The 20,114-nt window shown below is 35.3% G+C and carries 19 protein-coding genes, 4 tRNA genes and 1 rRNA gene; 10 read left to right on the forward strand and 14 right to left on the reverse strand.

The genetic code is table 11. The features are described from left to right. Positions 1–79: 79 nt before the first annotated feature. From ACMDB5_RS01270 to idi, 9 genes are all read right to left on the reverse strand, one after another. A tRNA-Ala gene (locus ACMDB5_RS01270) sits at positions 80–153 on the reverse strand. A 108-nt stretch (positions 154–261) separates the two neighbouring features. Beyond that, a tRNA-Ile gene (locus ACMDB5_RS01275) sits at positions 262–335 on the reverse strand. A 124-nt stretch (positions 336–459) separates the two neighbouring features. After that, positions 460–1,973, reverse strand: a 16S ribosomal RNA gene (locus ACMDB5_RS01280). Positions 1,974–3,335: 1,362 nt separating this feature from the next. Next, a tRNA-Thr gene (locus ACMDB5_RS01285) sits at positions 3,336–3,409 on the reverse strand. Between the two features lie 156 nt (positions 3,410–3,565). Next, a tRNA-Thr gene (locus ACMDB5_RS01290) sits at positions 3,566–3,639 on the reverse strand. Between the two features lie 78 nt (positions 3,640–3,717). Continuing rightward, a complete protein-coding gene (locus ACMDB5_RS01295) occupies positions 3,718–3,984 on the reverse strand; it encodes a hypothetical protein (RefSeq protein ID WP_413999233.1) in 267 nt (88 codons plus the stop codon). 138 nt (positions 3,985–4,122) lie between these two features. Next, positions 4,123–4,587, reverse strand: a complete 465-nt coding sequence (locus ACMDB5_RS01300) for a peroxiredoxin (protein WP_413999234.1) — start codon at positions 4,585–4,587, stop codon at positions 4,123–4,125. Further along, positions 4,587–4,997: a 6-pyruvoyl trahydropterin synthase family protein gene (locus ACMDB5_RS01305; RefSeq protein ID WP_413999235.1), complete on the reverse strand. Its 411-nt coding sequence runs from the start codon at positions 4,995–4,997 to the stop codon at positions 4,587–4,589. The genes ACMDB5_RS01300 and ACMDB5_RS01305 overlap by 1 nt, the downstream gene beginning before the upstream one ends. Positions 4,998–5,062: 65 nt before the next feature. Continuing rightward, complete coding sequence (gene idi / locus ACMDB5_RS01310) at positions 5,063–5,590, reverse strand: isopentenyl-diphosphate Delta-isomerase (RefSeq protein ID WP_413999236.1); 528 nt, start codon at positions 5,588–5,590, stop codon at positions 5,063–5,065. Positions 5,591–5,866: 276 nt separating this feature from the next. Here idi and msrB point away from each other — a divergent pair, with 276 nt between their 5' ends. The 4 genes from msrB (at position 5,867) to ACMDB5_RS01330 (ending at position 8,109) form a co-directional block, all read left to right on the forward strand. Then, complete coding sequence (gene msrB / locus ACMDB5_RS01315) at positions 5,867–6,424, forward strand: peptide-methionine (R)-S-oxide reductase MsrB (RefSeq protein WP_413999237.1); 558 nt, start codon at positions 5,867–5,869, stop codon at positions 6,422–6,424. Between the two features lie 106 nt (positions 6,425–6,530). After that, positions 6,531–7,148 (forward strand): peptide-methionine (S)-S-oxide reductase MsrA, encoded by a 618-nt coding sequence (gene msrA / locus ACMDB5_RS01320; protein ID WP_413999238.1) that lies wholly within the window; start codon positions 6,531–6,533, stop codon positions 7,146–7,148. A gap of 146 nt (positions 7,149–7,294) precedes the next feature. Next, positions 7,295–7,480 carry an SHOCT domain-containing protein gene (locus ACMDB5_RS01325; RefSeq protein WP_413999239.1) on the forward strand — a complete coding sequence of 62 codons (186 nt, stop codon included), beginning with the start codon at positions 7,295–7,297 and terminating at the stop codon, positions 7,478–7,480. A gap of 245 nt (positions 7,481–7,725) precedes the next feature. Continuing rightward, a complete protein-coding gene (locus ACMDB5_RS01330) occupies positions 7,726–8,109 on the forward strand; it encodes a cupin domain-containing protein (protein ID WP_413999240.1) in 384 nt (127 codons plus the stop codon). A gap of 64 nt (positions 8,110–8,173) precedes the next feature. Here the strand turns inward: ACMDB5_RS01330 and ACMDB5_RS01335 are convergent, their stop codons facing one another. After that, on the reverse strand, positions 8,174–9,736 hold the full coding sequence (locus tag ACMDB5_RS01335) for an NAD(P)/FAD-dependent oxidoreductase (RefSeq protein ID WP_413999241.1): 1,563 nt from the start codon (positions 9,734–9,736) through the stop codon (positions 8,174–8,176). A 184-nt stretch (positions 9,737–9,920) separates the two neighbouring features. Here ACMDB5_RS01335 and ACMDB5_RS01340 point away from each other — a divergent pair, with 184 nt between their 5' ends. Then, positions 9,921–10,157, forward strand: coding sequence for a hypothetical protein (locus tag ACMDB5_RS01340; RefSeq protein ID WP_413999242.1), 237 nt, complete (start codon positions 9,921–9,923; stop codon positions 10,155–10,157). A gap of 82 nt (positions 10,158–10,239) precedes the next feature. Here ACMDB5_RS01340 and recQ read toward each other — a convergent pair whose 3' ends face one another. Next, positions 10,240–12,438: a DNA helicase RecQ gene (gene recQ, locus ACMDB5_RS01345; protein WP_413999243.1), complete on the reverse strand. Its 2,199-nt coding sequence runs from the start codon at positions 12,436–12,438 to the stop codon at positions 10,240–10,242. A gap of 85 nt (positions 12,439–12,523) precedes the next feature. On the opposite strand from recQ, the gene ACMDB5_RS01350 reads away from it, so the two are divergent. The 4 genes from ACMDB5_RS01350 to lptB all read left to right on the forward strand — a co-directional run bounded on the left by ACMDB5_RS01350 (position 12,524) and on the right by lptB (position 15,471). After that, positions 12,524–13,489 (forward strand): KpsF/GutQ family sugar-phosphate isomerase, encoded by a 966-nt coding sequence (locus tag ACMDB5_RS01350; RefSeq protein ID WP_413999244.1) that lies wholly within the window; start codon positions 12,524–12,526, stop codon positions 13,487–13,489. Beyond that, entirely contained in the window at positions 13,489–14,304 is an 816-nt protein-coding gene (tatC, locus tag ACMDB5_RS01355) for a twin-arginine translocase subunit TatC (protein ID WP_413999245.1), read from the forward strand. The genes ACMDB5_RS01350 and tatC overlap by 1 nt, the downstream gene beginning before the upstream one ends. Continuing rightward, complete coding sequence (locus ACMDB5_RS01360) at positions 14,297–14,644, forward strand: carboxymuconolactone decarboxylase family protein (RefSeq protein ID WP_413999246.1); 348 nt, start codon at positions 14,297–14,299, stop codon at positions 14,642–14,644. The genes tatC and ACMDB5_RS01360 overlap by 8 nt, the downstream gene beginning before the upstream one ends. Positions 14,645–14,730: 86 nt before the next feature. Then, on the forward strand, positions 14,731–15,471 hold the full coding sequence (gene lptB / locus ACMDB5_RS01365) for an LPS export ABC transporter ATP-binding protein (RefSeq protein WP_413999247.1): 741 nt from the start codon (positions 14,731–14,733) through the stop codon (positions 15,469–15,471). 133 nt (positions 15,472–15,604) lie between these two features. Here the strand turns inward: lptB and ACMDB5_RS01370 are convergent, their stop codons facing one another. Together ACMDB5_RS01370 and ACMDB5_RS01375 are read right to left on the reverse strand one after the other, a co-directional pair. Further along, positions 15,605–16,468 carry a glycoside hydrolase family 25 protein gene (locus ACMDB5_RS01370; RefSeq protein ID WP_413999248.1) on the reverse strand — a complete coding sequence of 288 codons (864 nt, stop codon included), beginning with the start codon at positions 16,466–16,468 and terminating at the stop codon, positions 15,605–15,607. Between the two features lie 10 nt (positions 16,469–16,478). Continuing rightward, positions 16,479–17,180 carry a CDP-alcohol phosphatidyltransferase family protein gene (locus ACMDB5_RS01375; protein WP_413999249.1) on the reverse strand — a complete coding sequence of 234 codons (702 nt, stop codon included), beginning with the start codon at positions 17,178–17,180 and terminating at the stop codon, positions 16,479–16,481. A 278-nt stretch (positions 17,181–17,458) separates the two neighbouring features. On the opposite strand from ACMDB5_RS01375, the gene ACMDB5_RS01380 reads away from it, so the two are divergent. After that, positions 17,459–18,607, forward strand: coding sequence for a DUF4105 domain-containing protein (locus tag ACMDB5_RS01380; protein WP_413999250.1), 1,149 nt, complete (start codon positions 17,459–17,461; stop codon positions 18,605–18,607). A 37-nt stretch (positions 18,608–18,644) separates the two neighbouring features. Here ACMDB5_RS01380 and ACMDB5_RS01385 read toward each other — a convergent pair whose 3' ends face one another. Next, positions 18,645–20,060 (reverse strand): exopolysaccharide biosynthesis polyprenyl glycosylphosphotransferase, encoded by a 1,416-nt coding sequence (locus ACMDB5_RS01385; RefSeq protein ID WP_413999251.1) that lies wholly within the window; start codon positions 20,058–20,060, stop codon positions 18,645–18,647. Positions 20,061–20,114 lie beyond the last annotated feature (54 nt).

The following is a 20,114-nucleotide window of genomic DNA, read 5'->3' on the forward strand; positions in this document are numbered from 1 at the left end:
CAATGAACGGTTATCTGTGGATTTATGGATTCGGTGATTCGAATAAACGAATGACCAAAAAACCAAATCAACTGATTTGTGGAGAATAACGGAGTCGAACCGTTGACCTCCTGCGTGCAAGGCAGGCGCTCTAGCCAGCTGAGCTAATCCCCCAATACAGTTGGCAGTGTTCAGTATTCAGTTTTCAGTAACTTTACTTTACATCCAAATGAGTTGTGAATTGCTAACTCTAGATTCTTCTTTGTATTTAAGTGTAAATAGTTGTCTCGGACAGACTCGAACTGTCGACCCCTACATTATCAGTGTAGTACTCTAACCAGCTGAGCTACGAGACACTCTTATTCTTAAATTGTATTATTTGAACTAACAGCAAGAGTAATAAATTCTTTAGATATTTTTCCAATATCTCTTTTCGTCTTCTTTCTTGAAAGTGTATTGCTACTAACATTCAAGCTCTAGAAAGGAGGTGTTCCAGCCGCACCTTCCGGTACGGCTACCTTGTTACGACTTAGCCCTAGTTACCAGTTTTACCCTAGGCAGCTCCTTGCGGTCACCGACTTCAGGCACCCCCAGCTTCCATGGCTTGACGGGCGGTGTGTACAAGGCCCGGGAACGTATTCACCGGATCATGGCTGATATCCGATTACTAGCGATTCCAGCTTCACGGAGTCGAGTTGCAGACTCCGATCCGAACTGTGACCGGTTTTATAGATTCGCTCCTGGTCACCCAGTGGCTGCTCTCTGTACCGGCCATTGTAGCACGTGTGTAGCCCAAGGCGTAAGGGCCGTGATGATTTGACGTCATCCCCACCTTCCTCACAGTTTGCACTGGCAGTCTCGTTAGAGTTCCCGACATGACTCGCTGGCAACTAACAACAGGGGTTGCGCTCGTTATAGGACTTAACCTGACACCTCACGGCACGAGCTGACGACAACCATGCAGCACCTTGTAAATTGTCTTGCGAAAAGTCTGTTTCCAAACCGGTCAATCTACATTTAAGCCTTGGTAAGGTTCCTCGCGTATCATCGAATTAAACCACATGCTCCACCGCTTGTGCGGGCCCCCGTCAATTCCTTTGAGTTTCATTCTTGCGAACGTACTCCCCAGGTGGGATACTTATCACTTTCGCTTAGCCACTGAGATTGCTCCCAACAGCTAGTATCCATCGTTTACGGCGTGGACTACCAGGGTATCTAATCCTGTTCGCTACCCACGCTTTCGTCCATCAGCGTCAATATATTAGTAGTAACCTGCCTTCGCAATTGGTATTCCATGTAATCTCTAAGCATTTCACCGCTACACTACATATTCTAGTTACTTCCTAATAATTCAAGTTTAGCAGTATCAATGGCCGTTCCACCGTTGAGCGATGGGCTTTCACCACTGACTTACTAAACCGCCTACGAACCCTTTAAACCCAATGATTCCGGATAACGCTTGGATCCTCCGTATTACCGCGGCTGCTGGCACGGAGTTAGCCGATCCTTATTCTCACAGTACCGTCAAGACTCTACACGTAGAGTTGTTTCTTCCTGTGCAAAAGCAGTTTACAATCCATAGGACCGTCATCCTGCACGCGGCATGGCTGGATCAGGCTTGCGCCCATTGTCCAATATTCCTCACTGCTGCCTCCCGTAGGAGTCTGGTCCGTGTCTCAGTACCAGTGTGGGGGATCTCCCTCTCAGGACCCCTACCCATCGTAGCCTTGGTAAGCCGTTACCTTACCAACTAGCTAATGGGACGCATGCTCATCTTTCACCGTTGTGACTTTAATTATAAAATGATGCCATCCTATAATACTATGAGGTATTAATCCAAATTTCTCTGGGCTATCCCTCTGTGAAAGGTAGATTGCATACGCGTTACGCACCCGTGCGCCGGTCTCTAATTCCGAAGAACTATACCCCTCGACTTGCATGTGTTAAGCCTGCCGCTAGCGTTCATCCTGAGCCAGGATCAAACTCTTCATCGTATATTATGCGAGAACCATAAATGATTCTCTGTTTTTATTCGACTGAAGATCTATCGGTTTTTTCAAATCTATCGATTCTATTACTCTTATTCTTTTGTTTTAAGATCTCTCTTAAAACGGCTGTCAATTCAATATGTCTAGGAACGTGTCTTATCGTTTTTTCGTCTCGTTCTTCACATCTAAATGTGTTTCTCGAAGCGGGTGCAAAAGTACAACTTCTTTTTAATCTCGCAAGAAAAATTTAAAGTTTTTTTGAAGCTTTAAAACTTCGTTTTCTTTATTCTCTCTTACCAATCTCTCAAAGAACTTTGCGTATTTTGCGGGGTGCAAAGATAACAAGCAAATTCAAATCTCACAAGCTTTTTTTGACTTTTATTTTAGAAAACTAAATCCCTAAATCAAATAATCGCTGTCAGTGTTTTAATGAACGTTTGTCGCTGTTGCGGGTGCAAAACTACCACCTTTATCTGGGTATTCAAGCTTTTTAAACCCCTTTTTTTTAACTTTTCGCAACTTTAATTTTAAATCACTGAAAACCCGAACTTTGGAATACAAAGTTTTTTCAGCGTTTCACGGATTACGCACACATATAGTCGTTAGATGGCGAAAACACAGCCCCGGCAAGGCTTTTTAACAATCAATACTACCTTATAATAAAGACACAATTATAAGTTTTGATTCAAATTAAAGGGTTTTTACGCCGCTTCCAACAACCAACCAAGACATTTAGAACCGGCTTGAGAACATTTCCTCCCTAAAACCACTTCCCTAGCCCCGATAGCAACCAAAATCCCAAACACTATTACACAAATCAAAGCATCCTGCACCGATGTTTCGGGATAGCAAGCAGGAAACAACTCCTTACATATAGATACAACCCACTTTTCACAAGAAGTAAAACTAAATTCAAACCTACAACCTTACCAAATGAAAACATCAGGAAACAATTACTAACCAAAAGTCAACCTATTTTATCTGAAATAAGTCAATGCAGCCTGAAAATCAAAAAGACAAAACCAAATCACCATTCAGACTACAACCTAATATTAAAAGAACTCAAGAACCAAGAAATACTCTTAAAAATACTACTGACAAAATCTATGGATTAACCAGATTAGCCAAACGACATAAAAAAACAAATCAAACTCAATTCAAATCCCATAACACAAAAACTCTTAGATTGCAATTTAAAAACACCAGAAATATTGATTTTTTTTCTTTTTAGACTAACTAAATATTTACGTCTAATTTCTGCTTTTACACAGGCTTTGAACTTGATCCATCAAAGCACTTCAAGAAAAAAAAAAAATCATGTAAAAAAAAAAAAAAACCACCTAACAAAAGTTAGATGGTTTTACGATGAGCCGGCGGAGGGACTCGAACCCACGACCTGCTGATTACAAATCAGCTGCTCTAGCCAACTGAGCTACGCTGGCGTCTCATTTCGGGTGCAAATATACAGCGGATTTTTATTTCTCCAAACAAAAACCTTATTTATCTACTGTTTTTTTTTAAACAATAAGAATAGTCTAAGCCGTTCAATTTTAATAAAACAAAAAAACCACCTAACAAAGTTAGATGGTTTTACGATGAGCCGGCGGAGGGACTCGAACCCACGACCTGCTGATTACAAATCAGCTGCTCTAGCCAACTGAGCTACGCTGGCGTCTCATTTCGAGTGCAAATATACAGCGGATTTTTAATTCTCCAAAATAAATTTACACTTTTTTATCGTTTTTTCAGACTACAATTCGTTGATTTTAGCAATCAATTGATTAGCAGTTTGTTCCAATTCAACATTGATTTGTTTGAAGTGTGCTTTTTTGTTTTCAACATTCTTAGCGTTCACTTTTGCGATCAAAACATCAAAAGCAGCGATAGCTTCATCGATTAAATTGTTAGTTTCAGTTGTTGGTTTTCCTGTTGTAGAAATTTCAAACAAATAAACTGCTTCAATAATATCTCCTAAAACGTAGTTGATGTCTTTTTTTAAATTCTTAACGTTTGCCATTTTTCTTTTATTTTAATTTGCGTCTGCAAAAGTACACATAATCTTTCTATTACCGACTATTAAATCTAATTTTCTAAAACAGACGTTTTTCCATCAAAAACAAACTCCTGCTTTTAAAATATATTTAAATTACGATAACTAATTCAAGCTACTAATTTCCCGAACCATTTCTAATGCCTTAGAAATGTGCTTTGCCGCCATCATACTATCAAAAACCATCTTTATTATTCCATTTTTATCCACTACATAAGTTACCCTTCCAGGTAAAAGGCCTAGCAAACTTGATGGAACTCCAAAAAGCTTTCTGATTTTCTTGTCATTATCCGATAACAATATAAAAGGCAATCTATAATGTTGGGCAAACTGTTGATGAGAAGTAACACTATCACTACTAATACCTATGACTTCGGCTCCTAAATCTTTGAAATCTTCATATTGATCACGAAAACTACAGGCTTCTGCTGTACAACCCGGAGTATTGTCTTTTGGATAGAAATAAACAACCAAAGGCTTTACTCCAACAATAGCTGAACTATCAAAATCGTTCCCATTGGCGTCTTTAGCCTTAAAATTGGGTATTTTATCTCCTACCTTTAGTCTCATTACTCTCCTTTATAAGTTACAAAATTGCGAGGAGTTTCATAAAGAACCACTTCTAAATCAAACTCCGGTTTAATTCTCTTTCTGATTTTATTCCAAATCACCACTACGATATTTTCGGCAGTTGGATTTAGATTTTCAAATTCAGGAACATCCAAATTTAGATTTTTATGATCAAACTGATCTTCTACTTCTTCTTTGATGATATCAGCTAAAATTTTAACATCCATAACAAATCCCGTTTCTTGATCAATTACACCTGTAACACCAACAATCAAATCATAGTTGTGTCCGTGGAAATTGGGATTATTGCATTTACCAAAAACCGCATCGTTTTGCTCGAAAGTCCAGTCTTTACGATACAATCGGTGAGCTGCATTGAAATGTGCTTTTCTACTTATGGTTACTCTCATTATATTATTGAATAGGGATTAACGAAAATTGACAACAGAAATTCAGGAATCATCAATCTACATTCTTAGATTTTGTGATCTTCCAGAAAATGATAAAACTCGTCGAAAATTATTTTGAACCAAACAGTGTAAATTTCAGGACGGAGCTGCATATCATTTTTCACTTCATCAATAGCCATCCATTTCCAACTTTCTACTTCATCAGGATTTATTATCGGATCATCATTATAATATCCAATCATTACATGATCAAGCTCATGCTCGGTCAAACCATTATCAAAAGGAGCTTTGTATATAAAATGAAACAATTCTTTAAGCTCAGTATTGAAACCCATTTCTTCAAATAATCGTCGATTTCCTGCTTCAACATTGGTTTCTCCTTCCCTTTGATGACTACAACAAGTATTAGTCCACAATAAAGGAGAATGGTATTTATGATGGGCACGCTGTTGCAGCATGATTTCATTTTTACTATTCAAAACAAAAACCGAAAAAGCACGATGCAAAACCGCCTTTTCATGTGCCTCTAACTTAGGCATCAAGCCAATTTGCTCATCGGCTTGGTTTACTAATATTACGTTTTCTTCTATCATATTAATTTTTAGCTTCACAAAAATACAAAAAAGATAACTATTGCTCGATGCTTTAACGCTCTCTTTCGATATGTTGAAGTCAATCTGATATGGAAAAATTGATTTAGGATTCTTGAGTCGAAATATATGTTGCCGATTTTAAAACCAAAAATGATTTTCTGTCGTACATTAACAATAGTTAAAACTTACATAAAGAGCTGTTAATTTATAAAGTAAACAACATTAGATAACAGATCAGCAACTTAACTTTGTAACACAAATAAAGAACATTGTCAGATGAAAACAACCTCATTTTTTAGCCTTCTATTTTTACTTCCCTTATTTATATTTACTGCATGCGGTCAAACGGGGAGTAAACCAAAAAAATCCCAAAAACATAACGTCATGGAAAATAACATCAACAAACCCGAAAATCCCTATTATTCTAATACGGATACTACAAAACTGAATCTCACGGATGCCGAATGGAAAAAAGTATTACCTGAAGATGTTTATGAAGTAATGCGTCATGCCGATACCGAAAGACCTTTTACAGGGAAATATTGGAACACCGATGAAAAAGGAACCTATTATTGTGCAGCTTGCGGCAATAAATTATTTCGTTCAGGTGCCAAATTTTCCAGTAGTTGCGGCTGGCCTAGCTTTTTTGAACAAGACAATAAAAACAGTGTGGTTTACAAAAACGATAACTCATTGGGAATGGAACGAATTGAAGCACTTTGTGGCAGATGTGGCGGACATTTAGGGCATCTTTTTGACGATGGGCCTGAACCAACCGGCAAAAGATATTGCATGAATTCCATTGCACTCGATTTTATCCCTGATTCTAAATAATATAAAATGAGCATGACCGTAAATTGGTCGTAAACACCGATAGCAGTTATGCAAATCACTGCCGATAGCTATTGGGAGACCTTTAAAAAACAATAAATACCTGCAGATGAAAAAATCAATTTTAATATGTCTATTACTAACATTTAATATGTTTGGACAAAATAACAAAATGACAAAAAAATCCAATTTGGAAACAATAACCCTAGGCGGCGGATGTTATTGGTGTGTTGAAGCTGTTTACGAAAACTTAAACGGTGTTAAATCGGCAATATCAGGTTTTTCAGGAGGAAAAAATGCCAACCCAAGTTATGAAGAGGTTTCTTCGGGCAAATCAGGATATGCAGAAGTGGTTCAATTAACCTATGACAAAACAGTGACCAGCCTTGACGAAATATTCAAAGTCTTTTTCACTGTACATGATCCCACTACACTTAACCGACAAGGAGCAGATATTGGCACGCAATACCGTTCAGTTATTTTCTATAAAAATGAAGAGCAAAAACTAGCAGCTCAAAACATAATCAATGCTTTAAGCAAAGCAAAAATATACGATCACCCTATTGTAACGGCATTAGAACCTTTCAAAAACTTTTACAAAGCCGATGATGATCATCAAAATTATTATGAAAACAATAAAAATCAACCTTATTGCAGAATGGTTATTCAGCCAAAAATAGAGAAATTTGAAAAACTATTTAAAGACAGACTGAAAAGCAAAAAATAACGACTTCAAAAATCGTTTCTAAAAATAAATGTGACGATTTTTTATAAAAACAAAGTTAAAACAAAAAACACATACGTCTGAATTTCATATATTTACATCTTAATTGTAAATAAATCTATTATGCATGATGGTCATCATTTTTGGGAATGCATTTTCTCTGGTGGCTATTTTGGCTTGTTATACTAATCTGGATATTTGCGACTCCTTATGGAATTCCCGGTCAACAGACAAAAACAGATAGCCCTTTAAATATTCTAAAAAAAAGATATGCAAAAGGAGAGATTACAAAAGAAGAATTCGAAGAAAAGAAACGATTTCTTGATAAAAATTAAATCCATAAATACAATCCATTCTATTGATTCGTCTTTTTCATAGCAACTAGTTTTTAAGAAAAGGACAACATCCATATCAAATCCTAAATTATTCTCAAATCCAGAAATATTTCTTTTATAATACAAATCAAATATTGTGTTCTCCTATAATCCGAATCTTTATATGAAACCCATGATAATATTCGATAAAAAATGGATCCTGCTAAAATTATCCATTCTATGTTTAATCAATAAAACGAAATAAAATGAAAACAATTAAAATGATTTCGATGTCGGTGCTCATTGGATTATTCCTACTATTGAGCCCTAGTATGCGCGCACAAGATCCTATCAAAGTAAATCCGAAAGTCTATAAAAAAGTACTTCTTGAGAATGACAAAGTAAGAGTTCTATCAGTTGAATTCACTCCAGGACAAACAATGCCTTGGCATAGTCATCCTCAACATACTATTTATGCATTGACTGATGGAACTTTAGAAATCACTGAAAAAGACAAACCAGCAAAAATAATGAAAATGAAAGCAGGGGATGTTATGTACAGTCCTGCCGTTACCCATATGGGGAAAAATATAGGAAAGAATACGGTAAAACTCGTTGTCACAGAAATAAAACCTGCTCCAAAAAAATAACAGATTTTTTTTAAACTACCAAGCAAAGCAGTCCGGACTCGGGCTGCTTTCATTTGTCATAGAATCAACTTCTGATACTTTCTCGAATTTTCAAGGCACATTTCTCACCATCAATTGCTGCCGAAATAATTCCACCAGCATAACCCGCTCCTTCTCCACAAGGATACAGACCTTTTATTTGAAGATGCTCATAAGTAATTGGATCTCTCGGAATGCGCACCGGTGAAGATGTTCTAGATTCTGGCGCATGAAGTATTGCTTCATTTGTCAAATAACCACGCATGGATTTTCCAAATTCAGAAAACCCTTCTCTTAATATTTGAGTCAAAAATCCTGGAAAAACCTGTCCCATTTCTACCGATGTAGTTCCTGGAACATAGGAAGTTTTAGGAATTTCTGAAGAAACTTTAGACTGTGTAAAATCAACCATTCTCTGAGCTGGCACTTTTTGAGTTTGTCCTGCCAAATTCCATGCTTTTTGTTCGATGCTTTTTTGGAATTCCATTCCCGCCAAAGCGCCAAATTTTGCAAAAGGCTTGAAATCTTCCAACTTCAATTCGATCACAATACCGGAATTGGCAGTTGCTTGATCTCTTTTTGATGGAGACCAGCCGTTTGTAACCACTTCGCCGGGACTCGTAGCACATGGAGCAATCACGCCTCCGGGACACATACAGAAGGAATACATTCCTCTACCCCCAACTTGTTTTACTATACTATAAGGAGCAGGCGGTAAAAGTTCGCCACGATAATCACAACTATATTGAATGCTATCTATTAAAGTCTGCGGATGCTCCGCCCTTACGCCCAAGGCAAAAGGCTTTGCTTCAATAAATATTTTTTTCCTATCTAATAACTCAAAAATATCTCTGGCAGAATGTCCTGTAGCTAAAATCATTTTATTAGCCAGAATCGTATCTCCTTTTTGAGTCACGACTCCCTGCACTTCATTATTTTTCACTAAAATATCTATCACGCGAGTTTCAAACAATACTTGCCCCCCATATTCGATAATTTTTTCTCGAATATCCTGCATAATCTGAGGCAATTTGTTTGTTCCAATGTGCGGATGAGCATCAACTAAAATATCTGGAGTAGCTCCGTAAGCCACTAATAATTCCAAAATTCGGTTTACATCTCCTCTTTTTTTAGATCGGGTGTATAATTTCCCGTCAGAATAGGTTCCGGCGCCTCCTTCTCCAAAACAATAATTAGAATCTTCATTAACTATATGATCCACATTAATTGCTTTCAAATCTCGACGACGACCGCGAACATCTTTCCCTCTTTCTATTAAAACCGGTTTTAGACCTAACTCAATTAATTGCAAAGCAGCAAAAAGACCTGCAGGACCTGCACCTACAACAATAACCTCTTGGGCTGTTGCCACATTTTTATAATCCGGAATTTGAAATTTAGTTTCTTGAAAAGGTTCATTCTTTAAATAAACCGCTACTTTCAAATTGATTTTTATTGCTTTTTGTCGCGCATCAATCGAGCGTTTTAAAATCGAGACATGTTGAATTTCTTTAGGAGAAACCTTAATTTGTTTTGCAACATAATCTTTTAGCAACAATTCGTTTGCGGCTATTTCCGGAGATACTTGTAATAGGAGTTCTTGAGGCATTTTTTTAATTGCGAGATTTTCAGATTATATTTTTTTTTAGAAGTACTAAAATAATCCGGTACAAAAGTACTATTTTGTATTGAATTCTGGATATTGAATAGGAAATCCGTTTTCAAATTTTAAAAACAGGACAATTTGAATAAGTCTTTGTAACTTTGTCTTTCTACACTTATAAAGATTAAAAATGTCTAGACAAATAAAATTAATATGGGATTTTCGTGGTCCAGCTTCGGCAAAAACAGCCGAACATCACGAAATTCATTTAAAAGAATACATTGTAGCTGAGAAATTACCCGTAAACATTACTGGTTTTGAAATCTATGGCGAAATGCAAGCCATTGCTTATATGGTGATAAACGATGAAAACATGATTCAGGTACGCGATGCTTTAAAACCACATCGCGGGGTATTGTTTGAGTAAACAAAGATCAATTTAGAGAGAACTTTTTTAGTATTCAGATATAATCTTTAAAATACTGAATACTAAAAATGTTTACTTAATACTAATTTGCTACTTCACTGATAAATTTAATGCGCATCAATCGCAATTCATCAATATCGTAATCTCCTTCAAATTCTTTTAAAGCATCCTCTATTTTATCTGTTGTGGATTCCATAAAATAATCATGAATTTCTTCTTGCTGATCTTCATCAAGCATATCATCAATCCAATATTTTATATTCAACTTAGTTCCGGAATAAACAATTTGCTCCATTTCCTTGATTAAGGTATCCATTGTCAATCCTTTTGCCTTGGCAATATCATCCAAAGACAATTTCCTGTCTATATTTTGAATGATATAGAGTTTATTTACCGAGTTAACTCCGGTAGATTTTACAACCAAATCATCAGGACGAATAATATCATTGTCGGCTACATAATGACTTATTAAGTCAACAAATTCTCTACCGTATTTCTTTGCTTTCCCTTCTCCAACTCCATGAATATTGATCAGTTCATCTAGAGAAATAGGATATTTAAGCGCCATGTCCTCAAGAGATGGGTCTTGAAAAACCACAAATGGCGGAACTTCTAATTTCTTAGCCACTTTTTTACGTAAATCCCGTAACATGCCCATCAATACTTCATCAGCAGTTCCAGTAGATTTTGCCGCAGTTACAATAGCTTCGTCTTCGCTTTCATTATATTCATGATCTTCGGACATCATAAAAGAAACCGGTTTTTTAATAAAATTCAAACCATTTTTAGTGACTTTTACAATTCCATAAGTCTCGATATCTTTGGATAAATAGCCCGCTACAAGCACTTGTCGGAGCAATGCCATCCAATATTTCTCATCATGATCAGCACCAGACCCAAAAAAAGATTGAGAATCTGTCCTATGCGCTTTTATAACTGCATTGACGCGACCTATTAAGGTAAAAACAATCTCTTTTGATTTGTATAAATGCTTGGTATCTCGCACCACTTCCAATAATTTGACCACTTGATCTTTGGCTTCAATTTTTGTTTTTGGATTTCTAACATTATCATCCATGTCAGCACCTTCACCTGTTTCGCTGTCAAATTCTTCACCGAAATAATGCAGTAAAAATTTCCTTCTAGACATGGAAGTTTCGGCATAAGCCACAACTTCCTGCAATAAAGCAAAACCTATCTCTTGTTCAGCAACAGGTTTACCAGACATGAATTTCTCTAATTTCTCAACATCCTTATATGAGTAATAAGCCAAACAATGTCCTTCGCCACCATCTCGACCGGCGCGACCCGTTTCTTGGTAATAGCTTTCGAGTGATTTAGGAATATCGTGGTGAATTACAAAACGCACATCCGGCTTATCAATTCCCATTCCAAAAGCAATTGTCGCTACAACAACATCAACATCCTCCATCAGAAACATATCCTGATGCTTGGCTCTAGTTTTGGCATCCAATCCTGCATGATAAGGCACCGCACTTATTCCGTTTACCTGTAATACCTCGGCAACGGCTTCCACTTTTTTACGGCTCAAACAGTAAATAATTCCTGATTTGCCTTTGTGCTGTTTTATAAAACGAATAATATCCGATTCTATATTTTTTGTTTTTGTACGTACTTCATAATATAGATTAGGTCTGTTGAACGACGCTTTAAAAGTAGTCGCATCAGACATATCCAAATTTTTCAAAATATCCTCTTGTACTTTTGGAGTAGCAGTTGCTGTAAGACCAATAATAGGTACATCATCACCTAATTGCTTTATGATGTGTTTTAGATTTCTATATTCTGGTCTAAAATCGTGTCCCCACTCAGAGATACAATGCGCCTCATCTATAGCTACAAAAGAAATAGTCACACTTTTAAGAAAATTGACATTTTCTTCTTTAATCAAAGATTCGGGAGCCACATACAACAATTTAGTCAATCCGGAAGTAATATCCTTTTTAACTTGAGCAATTTCCGTTTTTGTAAGTGAAGAGTTTAAAACATGGGCGATACCATTTTCCGAAGATAAACTTCTTATGGCATCTACCTGATTTTTCATTAAAGCAATTAAAGGCGAAACCACAATAGCAGTCCCTTCCTGAATTAAAGCGGGCAATTGATAACAAAGCGATTTACCACCGCCTGTTGGCATAATAACAAATGTATTCTGTTTATTAAGTAGGCTTTTAATAACCTGTTCTTGTAACCCCTTAAATTGGCTAAAACCAAAATATTTTTTTAATTCTTTGTGGATATCAATTTCGTTTGAATTCATTCTTGATTATGTGGTATTTTGTATAAATTTGCATCACATAAAGATACAAAATTCTTTTACACGTACAAATTTAAAATATTCTGTTTTGATTTCAAAAGAAAATATATTGGCGATCGCCAAAAAAACCATTTTATCTGAAAGCGAGTCGATTACAAACCTCACAAATTTACTAGACGAAAATTTTTCAGAAGCAACTCAAGCAATCTACAATTCTAAAGGAAGATTAATTGTAACCGGCATCGGAAAAAGCGCTATCATAGCTCAAAAAATGGTCGCCACATTCAACTCAACCGGAACACCATCTATGTTCCTCCACGCCTCTGAGGCGATTCACGGAGACTTAGGAATGGTTCAAAATGAGGACATCATTATTTGCATTTCAAAAAGCGGAAACAGTCCCGAAATAAAGGTTTTGGTTCCTCTTTTAAAGCGTTTTGGCAATACCTTAATTGCAATCACGGGAAACATGACTTCTTTTCTTGCCAAAGGTTCTGATTTTGTTCTAAACACAACCGTAGAAACAGAAGCCTGTCGCAATAACTTAGCCCCTACAAACAGTACCACCGCACAATTAGTTATGGGTGATGCTATTGCAGTTTGTCTGATGGAGATACGCGATTTCAAAGCCGAAGATTTTGCAAAATACCATCCAGGAGGCGCTTTAGGTAAAAAACTATTACTCAAGGTAAAAGACATGCTGGAACATACTTTGAAACCAATGGTTTCTCCAGACAGCTCGATAAAAAAAGTAATTTTTGAAATTTCAGAAAAAAGACTTGGCGTAACTGCTGTGATAGACCAAGAAAAAGTAGTTGGAATTATTACCGACGGTGACATTAGAAGAATGCTAAACGAGAGAGATTCTTTTGCCGAATTAACTGCAAAAGACATCATGACCAAAAATCCAAAACTGATTCAGTCAACAGATATGGTGGTAGATGCATTAAATATCTTAGAAGATTTCTCCATCACGCAATTAGTTGTTGTTGACAATGGTCAATACAAAGGTGTTTTACATTTACATGACATTTTAAAAGAAGGAATAGTATAATGGCAAAGAAAAACCTAAATGAAATGTCGTTTCTAGATCATCTAGAAGATCTAAGATGGCTACTGGTTCGAAGTACGATTGCAATAATAATAATGGCATTCGCAACTTATTTCATAAGTGATTATTTGTTTGACACCATTATTTTTGGTCCAACAAGACCAACTTTCTTTACTTATGTCTTTTTTTGTGAGTTATCACATTCTCTTGGTTTTGCAGAAAGCATTTGTATCACCGAAATGCCTTTTATTATTCAGAACACACAAATGGAGGGACAGGTTAATGTCTTTATTTGGATTTGTATTCTAGCAGGTTTTATTTTGAGTTTCCCCTTTATTTTGTGGGAAATTTGGAAATTCATAAGTCCCGCCCTTTATATTCAAGAGAAAAAAAATGCTAAAGTATTTATCTTTTTTTCTTCCTTACTTTTCTTTTTAGGAGTAGTGTTTGGCTATTTTGTGGTTATCCCTATGTCTGTCAATTTCGTAGCCACATTTACAGTTAGTGATATTGTAAAGAATCAATTTACTTTAGACTCCTATATTGGCATGGTAAAAACTTCCATCATTGCAAGTGGCTTGTTTTTTGAACTACCAATCATCATCTATTTCTTAACAAAATTAGGACTTGTTACTCCTGAATTTTTAAGGAAATACAGAAAATATGCAATTGTACTTGTACTTATTATAGCCGCTATTGTTACACCTCCGGATGTTGTGAGTCAAACTATCGTTGCTATTCCAATGTTAATAATTTACGAGGCAAGTATCTTTATTTCGGTATTTGTTGCTAAAAAACAAAAAAAACAAAATGGCTGATATCATTCAAGAATTTAATGAGTATCGTTCAAAAATGAACGAAAAACTACTGGCAGACAACAACAAAATCGTAAAACGAATCTTCAACTTAGATACCAATGCTTATGCAGCCGGTGCTCTTGATGTTAAAACAAAAGAACTCTTGGGCTTAGTAGCATCAGCAGTTTTACGTTGTGATGATTGCGTAAAGTACCATTTAGAAACCAGCTACAAAGAAGGAGTGACCAAAGAGGAAATGATGGAAGCCATGGGGATTGCCACATTAGTTGGAGGCACCATTGTAGTCCCACATTTAAGAAGAGCTTACGAATTTTGGGAAGCACTCGAAGAGACTAAATAATTGTTAATGTGGTTATTTGTTAAATTGGTTATTCGTTTATTTGTCGAAGAATCAAATTATCAGATAATCAAGTAACCGAATAAACGATGATATTAAGAGCCGAAAATTTAATAAAAACATACAAAGGGCGCAGTGTAGTAAAAGGTATTTCGGTCGAAGTAAACCAAGGAGAAATCGTTGGTCTTCTTGGACCTAATGGTGCGGGAAAAACGACCTCTTTTTATATGATTGTAGGCTTGGTAAAACCAAACTCGGGAAATATTTATCTTGATGATTTAAATATTACTGATTATCCAATGTACAAAAGAGCACAACAAGGCATTGGCTATCTAGCACAAGAAGCTTCTGTATTTAGAAAACTCAGCATTGAAGACAACATATTAAGTGTACTGCAGCTGACCAAACTTTCGAAAGAAGAACAAGTTGCTAAAATGGAAAGCCTGATTGCCGAGTTTAGCTTAGAACATATTCGTACCAATCGCGGGGATCTACTTTCAGGAGGAGAACGTCGCCGTACCGAAATTGCGAGATGTTTGGCTACCGACCCAAAATTCATCTTACTTGATGAGCCTTTTGCCGGAGTTGACCCTGTGGCAGTAGAAGACATTCAGCGAATTGTGGCGCAATTAAAAAACAAAAATATCGGAATTTTAATTACGGATCATAACGTTCAAGAAACCCTGGCTATTACTGACAAAACCTATTTGATGTTTGAAGGTGGAATCCTGAAAGCAGGAATCCCAGAGGAATTAGTAGAAGATGAAATGGTACGTCGCGTTTATCTTGGGCAGAATTTTGAGTTAAGAAAAAAGAAACTGGAGTTTTAATTTAGATTTCAGAAGCAGAATACAGCTCGAAGAAAACATATTAATTAAAGCAGGTTTCAGATAAAGAGTATTAACATCTAATCTGAAATCTGTTTTTTTTTGCTAGCTACTTCTGAAATATGCCTTTTAAAAACTACTCAACAGTAATATATCTGAGTTGCTGTAAATCTCCATTGTAAATATTAACATCAATATTTCCTTTAATTCCGGGAACAGTAGCTTTTTCGGTAAATTGCCAAAAAAGCCAATCCTCTTCCATTTTCTCTCTATAAAAATTATAATTGGCTATCCAAAAAAGATAATCGTTGAATTCCTCTTTTAGAAAATCCTCATAATAACTTTCTCCCGTATAAATAATTGGCTTTACTTTATAATGAGCTTCCACGGCATTTAGCCAACGCCTCAACCCAATCTTTAGCCGTTCTATGGATTGATTTTTAGGCAATTTTTCGATATCTAAAACTGGTGGCAAGTCTCCTTTTTGCAAAGAAACAGTTTTTATAAAAAGTTCCGCTTGCTCCAAAGAATTTTCATTGGGACGATAATAATGATATGCTCCCCTTAGAAATTTGTTTTTCTTGACACCAAGCCAATTTTCTTTAAACCGTTTATCTAATCGATCACTGCCTACAGTGGCACGAATAAACACAAAATGGATAGGATATTTATTTTCCAAAGAATCAACATCATCCCAGTTGATTTTTCCTTGGTATTCCGAAACGTCTAAACCAACAGCCTTGCCTTCTTTTTTTTCCAGCACTTGGTAGTTTCGAACATCTGAGATTCTTTTTTCTTCCGTTGTTCCTTCTAAAACCTTATCCGATTTAAAACTAAAATAATAAGCCAAACCATCCCGATAATGGTAAACTAAACCAAAAACGAGCAGTAAAAAAAAGCAAATTGCCAAAAAACGCAATATTCTAGTTGAAAAACTGCTAGCTTTCCTATAAGGTTTACGAACTACAGTAGTTTTTCTCCGCGCTGTTTTTTTTCTCATCCAGCGAAGACTATTTTTTCAAGAATTTATTGTTCACCACAGATAGCAACACATACACTATAATAATCAATGGAATAGCTATGTATTGAAAGAAAAGCAATAATAAAAAGGACAACAACAAGAAACCAATTTGAAGTGCATTCTCCTTAAGACTAAATTTTTTAATTTTTAAAGAAAACAAAGGAATCTCGGCATTCAAAATATAAGCGCTAAATAAAGCAATTACTAACAAAATCCATTGGTTCGTTAAAATTTCGAGAATAAATAATGAATCTGAATATTTTAAAACCAAAGGCAAGCTTAAAATAAATAGTGCGTTAGCAGGTGTAGGCAAACCAATAAAAGAATCCGTCTGACGGGTATCTATATTAAAATTAGCCAATCGATAACAGGACCCCATAGTAACGATAAATCCTAAAAACGAAAAATAATGATTCGGATTTGAAGCTGATTCCATCAATGAAAACATCACATAACCCGGTACTAATCCGCTGGTAACCATATCAGCCAAAGAGTCTAACTGTAAACCTAACGGGCTAGAAACCTTAAACAAGCGAGCAAAAAAACCGTCAAAAAAATCGAGAAAAATCCCTAAACAAACAAAATAAAAAGCCATTTCGAAATCAAGTCTCGCCACAAAAACAGTTGCTATACAACCACAAAAAAGATTAAGTAATGTAATGGAATTCGGGATGTGTTTTTTAATGTTCATTGTATTTTGATTTTTATCGTCTAAGCGGACAAATTTAATATAATAAGTGGATGCTAGGCTCGTTTTTTTATAGAGATTGTTAACAGCTTTTGCTCATTACTATTAAATTATCCAAAGGAGAGACTAAGATCAGTAAAAAACTATACTTTTGATAAAAATTAAATGTTATTATCGCAATTATCCGTACCGAAACAGCCTTTATTTCTTAACAAAAAAATGCAGTTTTGCTTTTGATTTTTGTTGAAATTGAATTTTCTATTTTTAAAAATTAAATTATTATGACAATAAATTTATCGTTATTTAAAAAAATTTCATTCCTGATCCTTTTATTAATAGCAATAACAAACCATAGTTATGGGCAAACTCCTACATTGTCAAAAAATGCACGAGTAAGTGTATTGACATGCGGTACGGGCAACGAATCCTATTCAATGTTTGGTCATACAGCCATTCGGATTAGCGATCCGGAGCATTTTATAGACGCCGTTTACAACTATGGCGCTTTTGACTTTAACACTCCTAATTTTGTAATGAAATTCACAAAAGGAGACCTACAGTATTTTGCCGTAGTCCATCCTTATACGGATTTCATAAATGAATATACCTACGAAAAAAGATCGGTTTATGAGCAAGAATTAGATATTCCCGGAAACCTAAAACAAAAACTATTTGATAATTTAAATGCCTCTTTAACTTCTGGAAGCAGCCATTATACCTATAAGTTTATTGATAAAAACTGTACCTCAATGGTTGTGGATATCATTAACAAAACATTGGGCAGCACTACAATTGTAAAAAACACAGATACGGACCTTACCTATAGAACCATATTGTATCCTTATTTTGACCATCACTTTTACGAGAAATTAGGCACTAGCATTATTTTCGGGAAAAAAGTCGATAATTTAGGAACACAGATTTTTTTACCTTTTGAATTGCAAAAAAGTTTAAAGACAACTCAGTTCCAACAAAAACCGCTTGTCAAAGAAAACAAAACTATCCTTGAGTTCAAAGAAACACCACCAACTTCCTGGTGGAATAATTTCTATACTTATATCCTTGTTCTAGGACTTATCCTTATTGTAAATAAGAAGATTCTAAATCAGTTTTACTTTTTAATAATGGGATTACTGGGATTATTCTTTCTTTTCGTTGGATTCTATTCAAATCATCAGGAATTAGCTTATAACTACAACATTTTGCTATTTAATCCAGCCTTACTTATTCTTTTTTATTTTTACCATACAAAAAATCAAAAATGGACTTATAAACTGTCGATTTTCAATCTGCTCTTTTTATTGATCTATTTGATTATACTAATCAACAAAATACATTTATTTATAGTACTTCCTCTTATCATTACGAGTGTTATACTATTGACCAAACTAGCTTTAAAAAACAAAAAAAAGATTCCTATAATTATTTAAAAACAAGCCAAAACGATTTTATAAATCAACTCTTAAACTATTGTCCTCTATAAAACAATACCGTTGTAATGGTTCTAAGGGCAATATTCAGATCTAAATAGACACTTCTATGCTTGATATAATAAAGATCGTATTGCAACTTGATTAAGCTATCTTCAATATTTTCTCCATAAGAGTAATTTACTTGAGCCCAACCGCTAAGACCTGGTTTAATGACATGTCTGGTTTCGTAAAAAGGCATGAGTTCGGCAATTTTATATACAAAACAAGGGCGTTCCGGTCTTGGACCGATAACTGCCATATCTCCTTTAAGAATATTGTAAAACTGGGGAAATTCATCAATTCTGGTTTTTCTTAGAAATCTCCCAAATGCAGTAACTCGGCTATCATTTACAACAGTAAAAACTGCGCCATTTGATTCTGCATTTTTCACCATGGTCCGTAGTTTTAAAATTTTAAAAACAACCCCATCTTTACCAATCCGCTCTTGCGTGTATATCAAAACACCTCTGTTTCCTATACTATTCCCCAAAAGAATCAATGGCAATAATGCTACTCCCAAAAAAATACCTACTAAGGATAATAGTATTTCAAAAACTCTTACGATCGACAAATACAATTTATTATTATTGCTCCTGCTAAAGGGAAAAAAACGATAAAAATCTCTTGCCATATAGTGTACCGGAATACGATGTGTTTTACTTTCATATACTTGGGTATATTCCCGAATACTTTTTCCCGATTCTAAGAGTTGAAGTAATTGTTGGTACAATTCGGAAGTAATACCCTCCGTTTTTTGAGAAGCAATTACAACTTCTGAAACTCCATGTTTCTTAACAAAGGAAACCAGTGTATTCTTTTCTATTTGCTGTACATAATCATCATGAACTGAGTCCTTATTATCAATAGTATCAACACTAACATAAGCAATTATTTTATAATGTGGGTCTATATTTTCTAGCCCTAAAATTAACTCTTCGAGCTGTTCCTTGTCACAAATCAATACCGCATTCTGGACAAATCGATTGGAAGCCAAAAATTTAACATAAAACAACCTCCATAAAATCAGAGTCATTAAAACAATCCCATAAAATGTAAGGATTTGAATTCTGGTAGTCGGTAATGTGGGTGAGAAAATAGGTGTCAATAAATATACTAAAACAGTAGTAGACACCGTAAGGACTGTACTTTTCAAAACTTGAAATTCATTACTGGCTACTTGAAGATTGTACATTTCGAAAATTGATCCAAAAAAAAGGATATACACTCCCAAAACAACCGTCCAGTAAAAATTACTAACTGAGAACTCTAAATATTTAACTCCGAATTGAATTTCAACAAAATACAAACTTAATAAAACAAAAATAATATCAAAAAGGCGAAGAAGCATTCTTCGCTCTGAAATCTCAAAATGCATTTTGCTATTCGATAATATTTTAGCATTGTTATTCATACAGTTTCGGAATTTTAACCATATTTAAATTCTAGCCTATGTTAAATTATGACA

The sequence above is a fragment of the Flavobacterium sp. W1B genome, from assembly GCF_047344965.1.
Taxonomy (GTDB): Bacteria; Bacteroidota; Bacteroidia; order Flavobacteriales; family Flavobacteriaceae; genus Flavobacterium.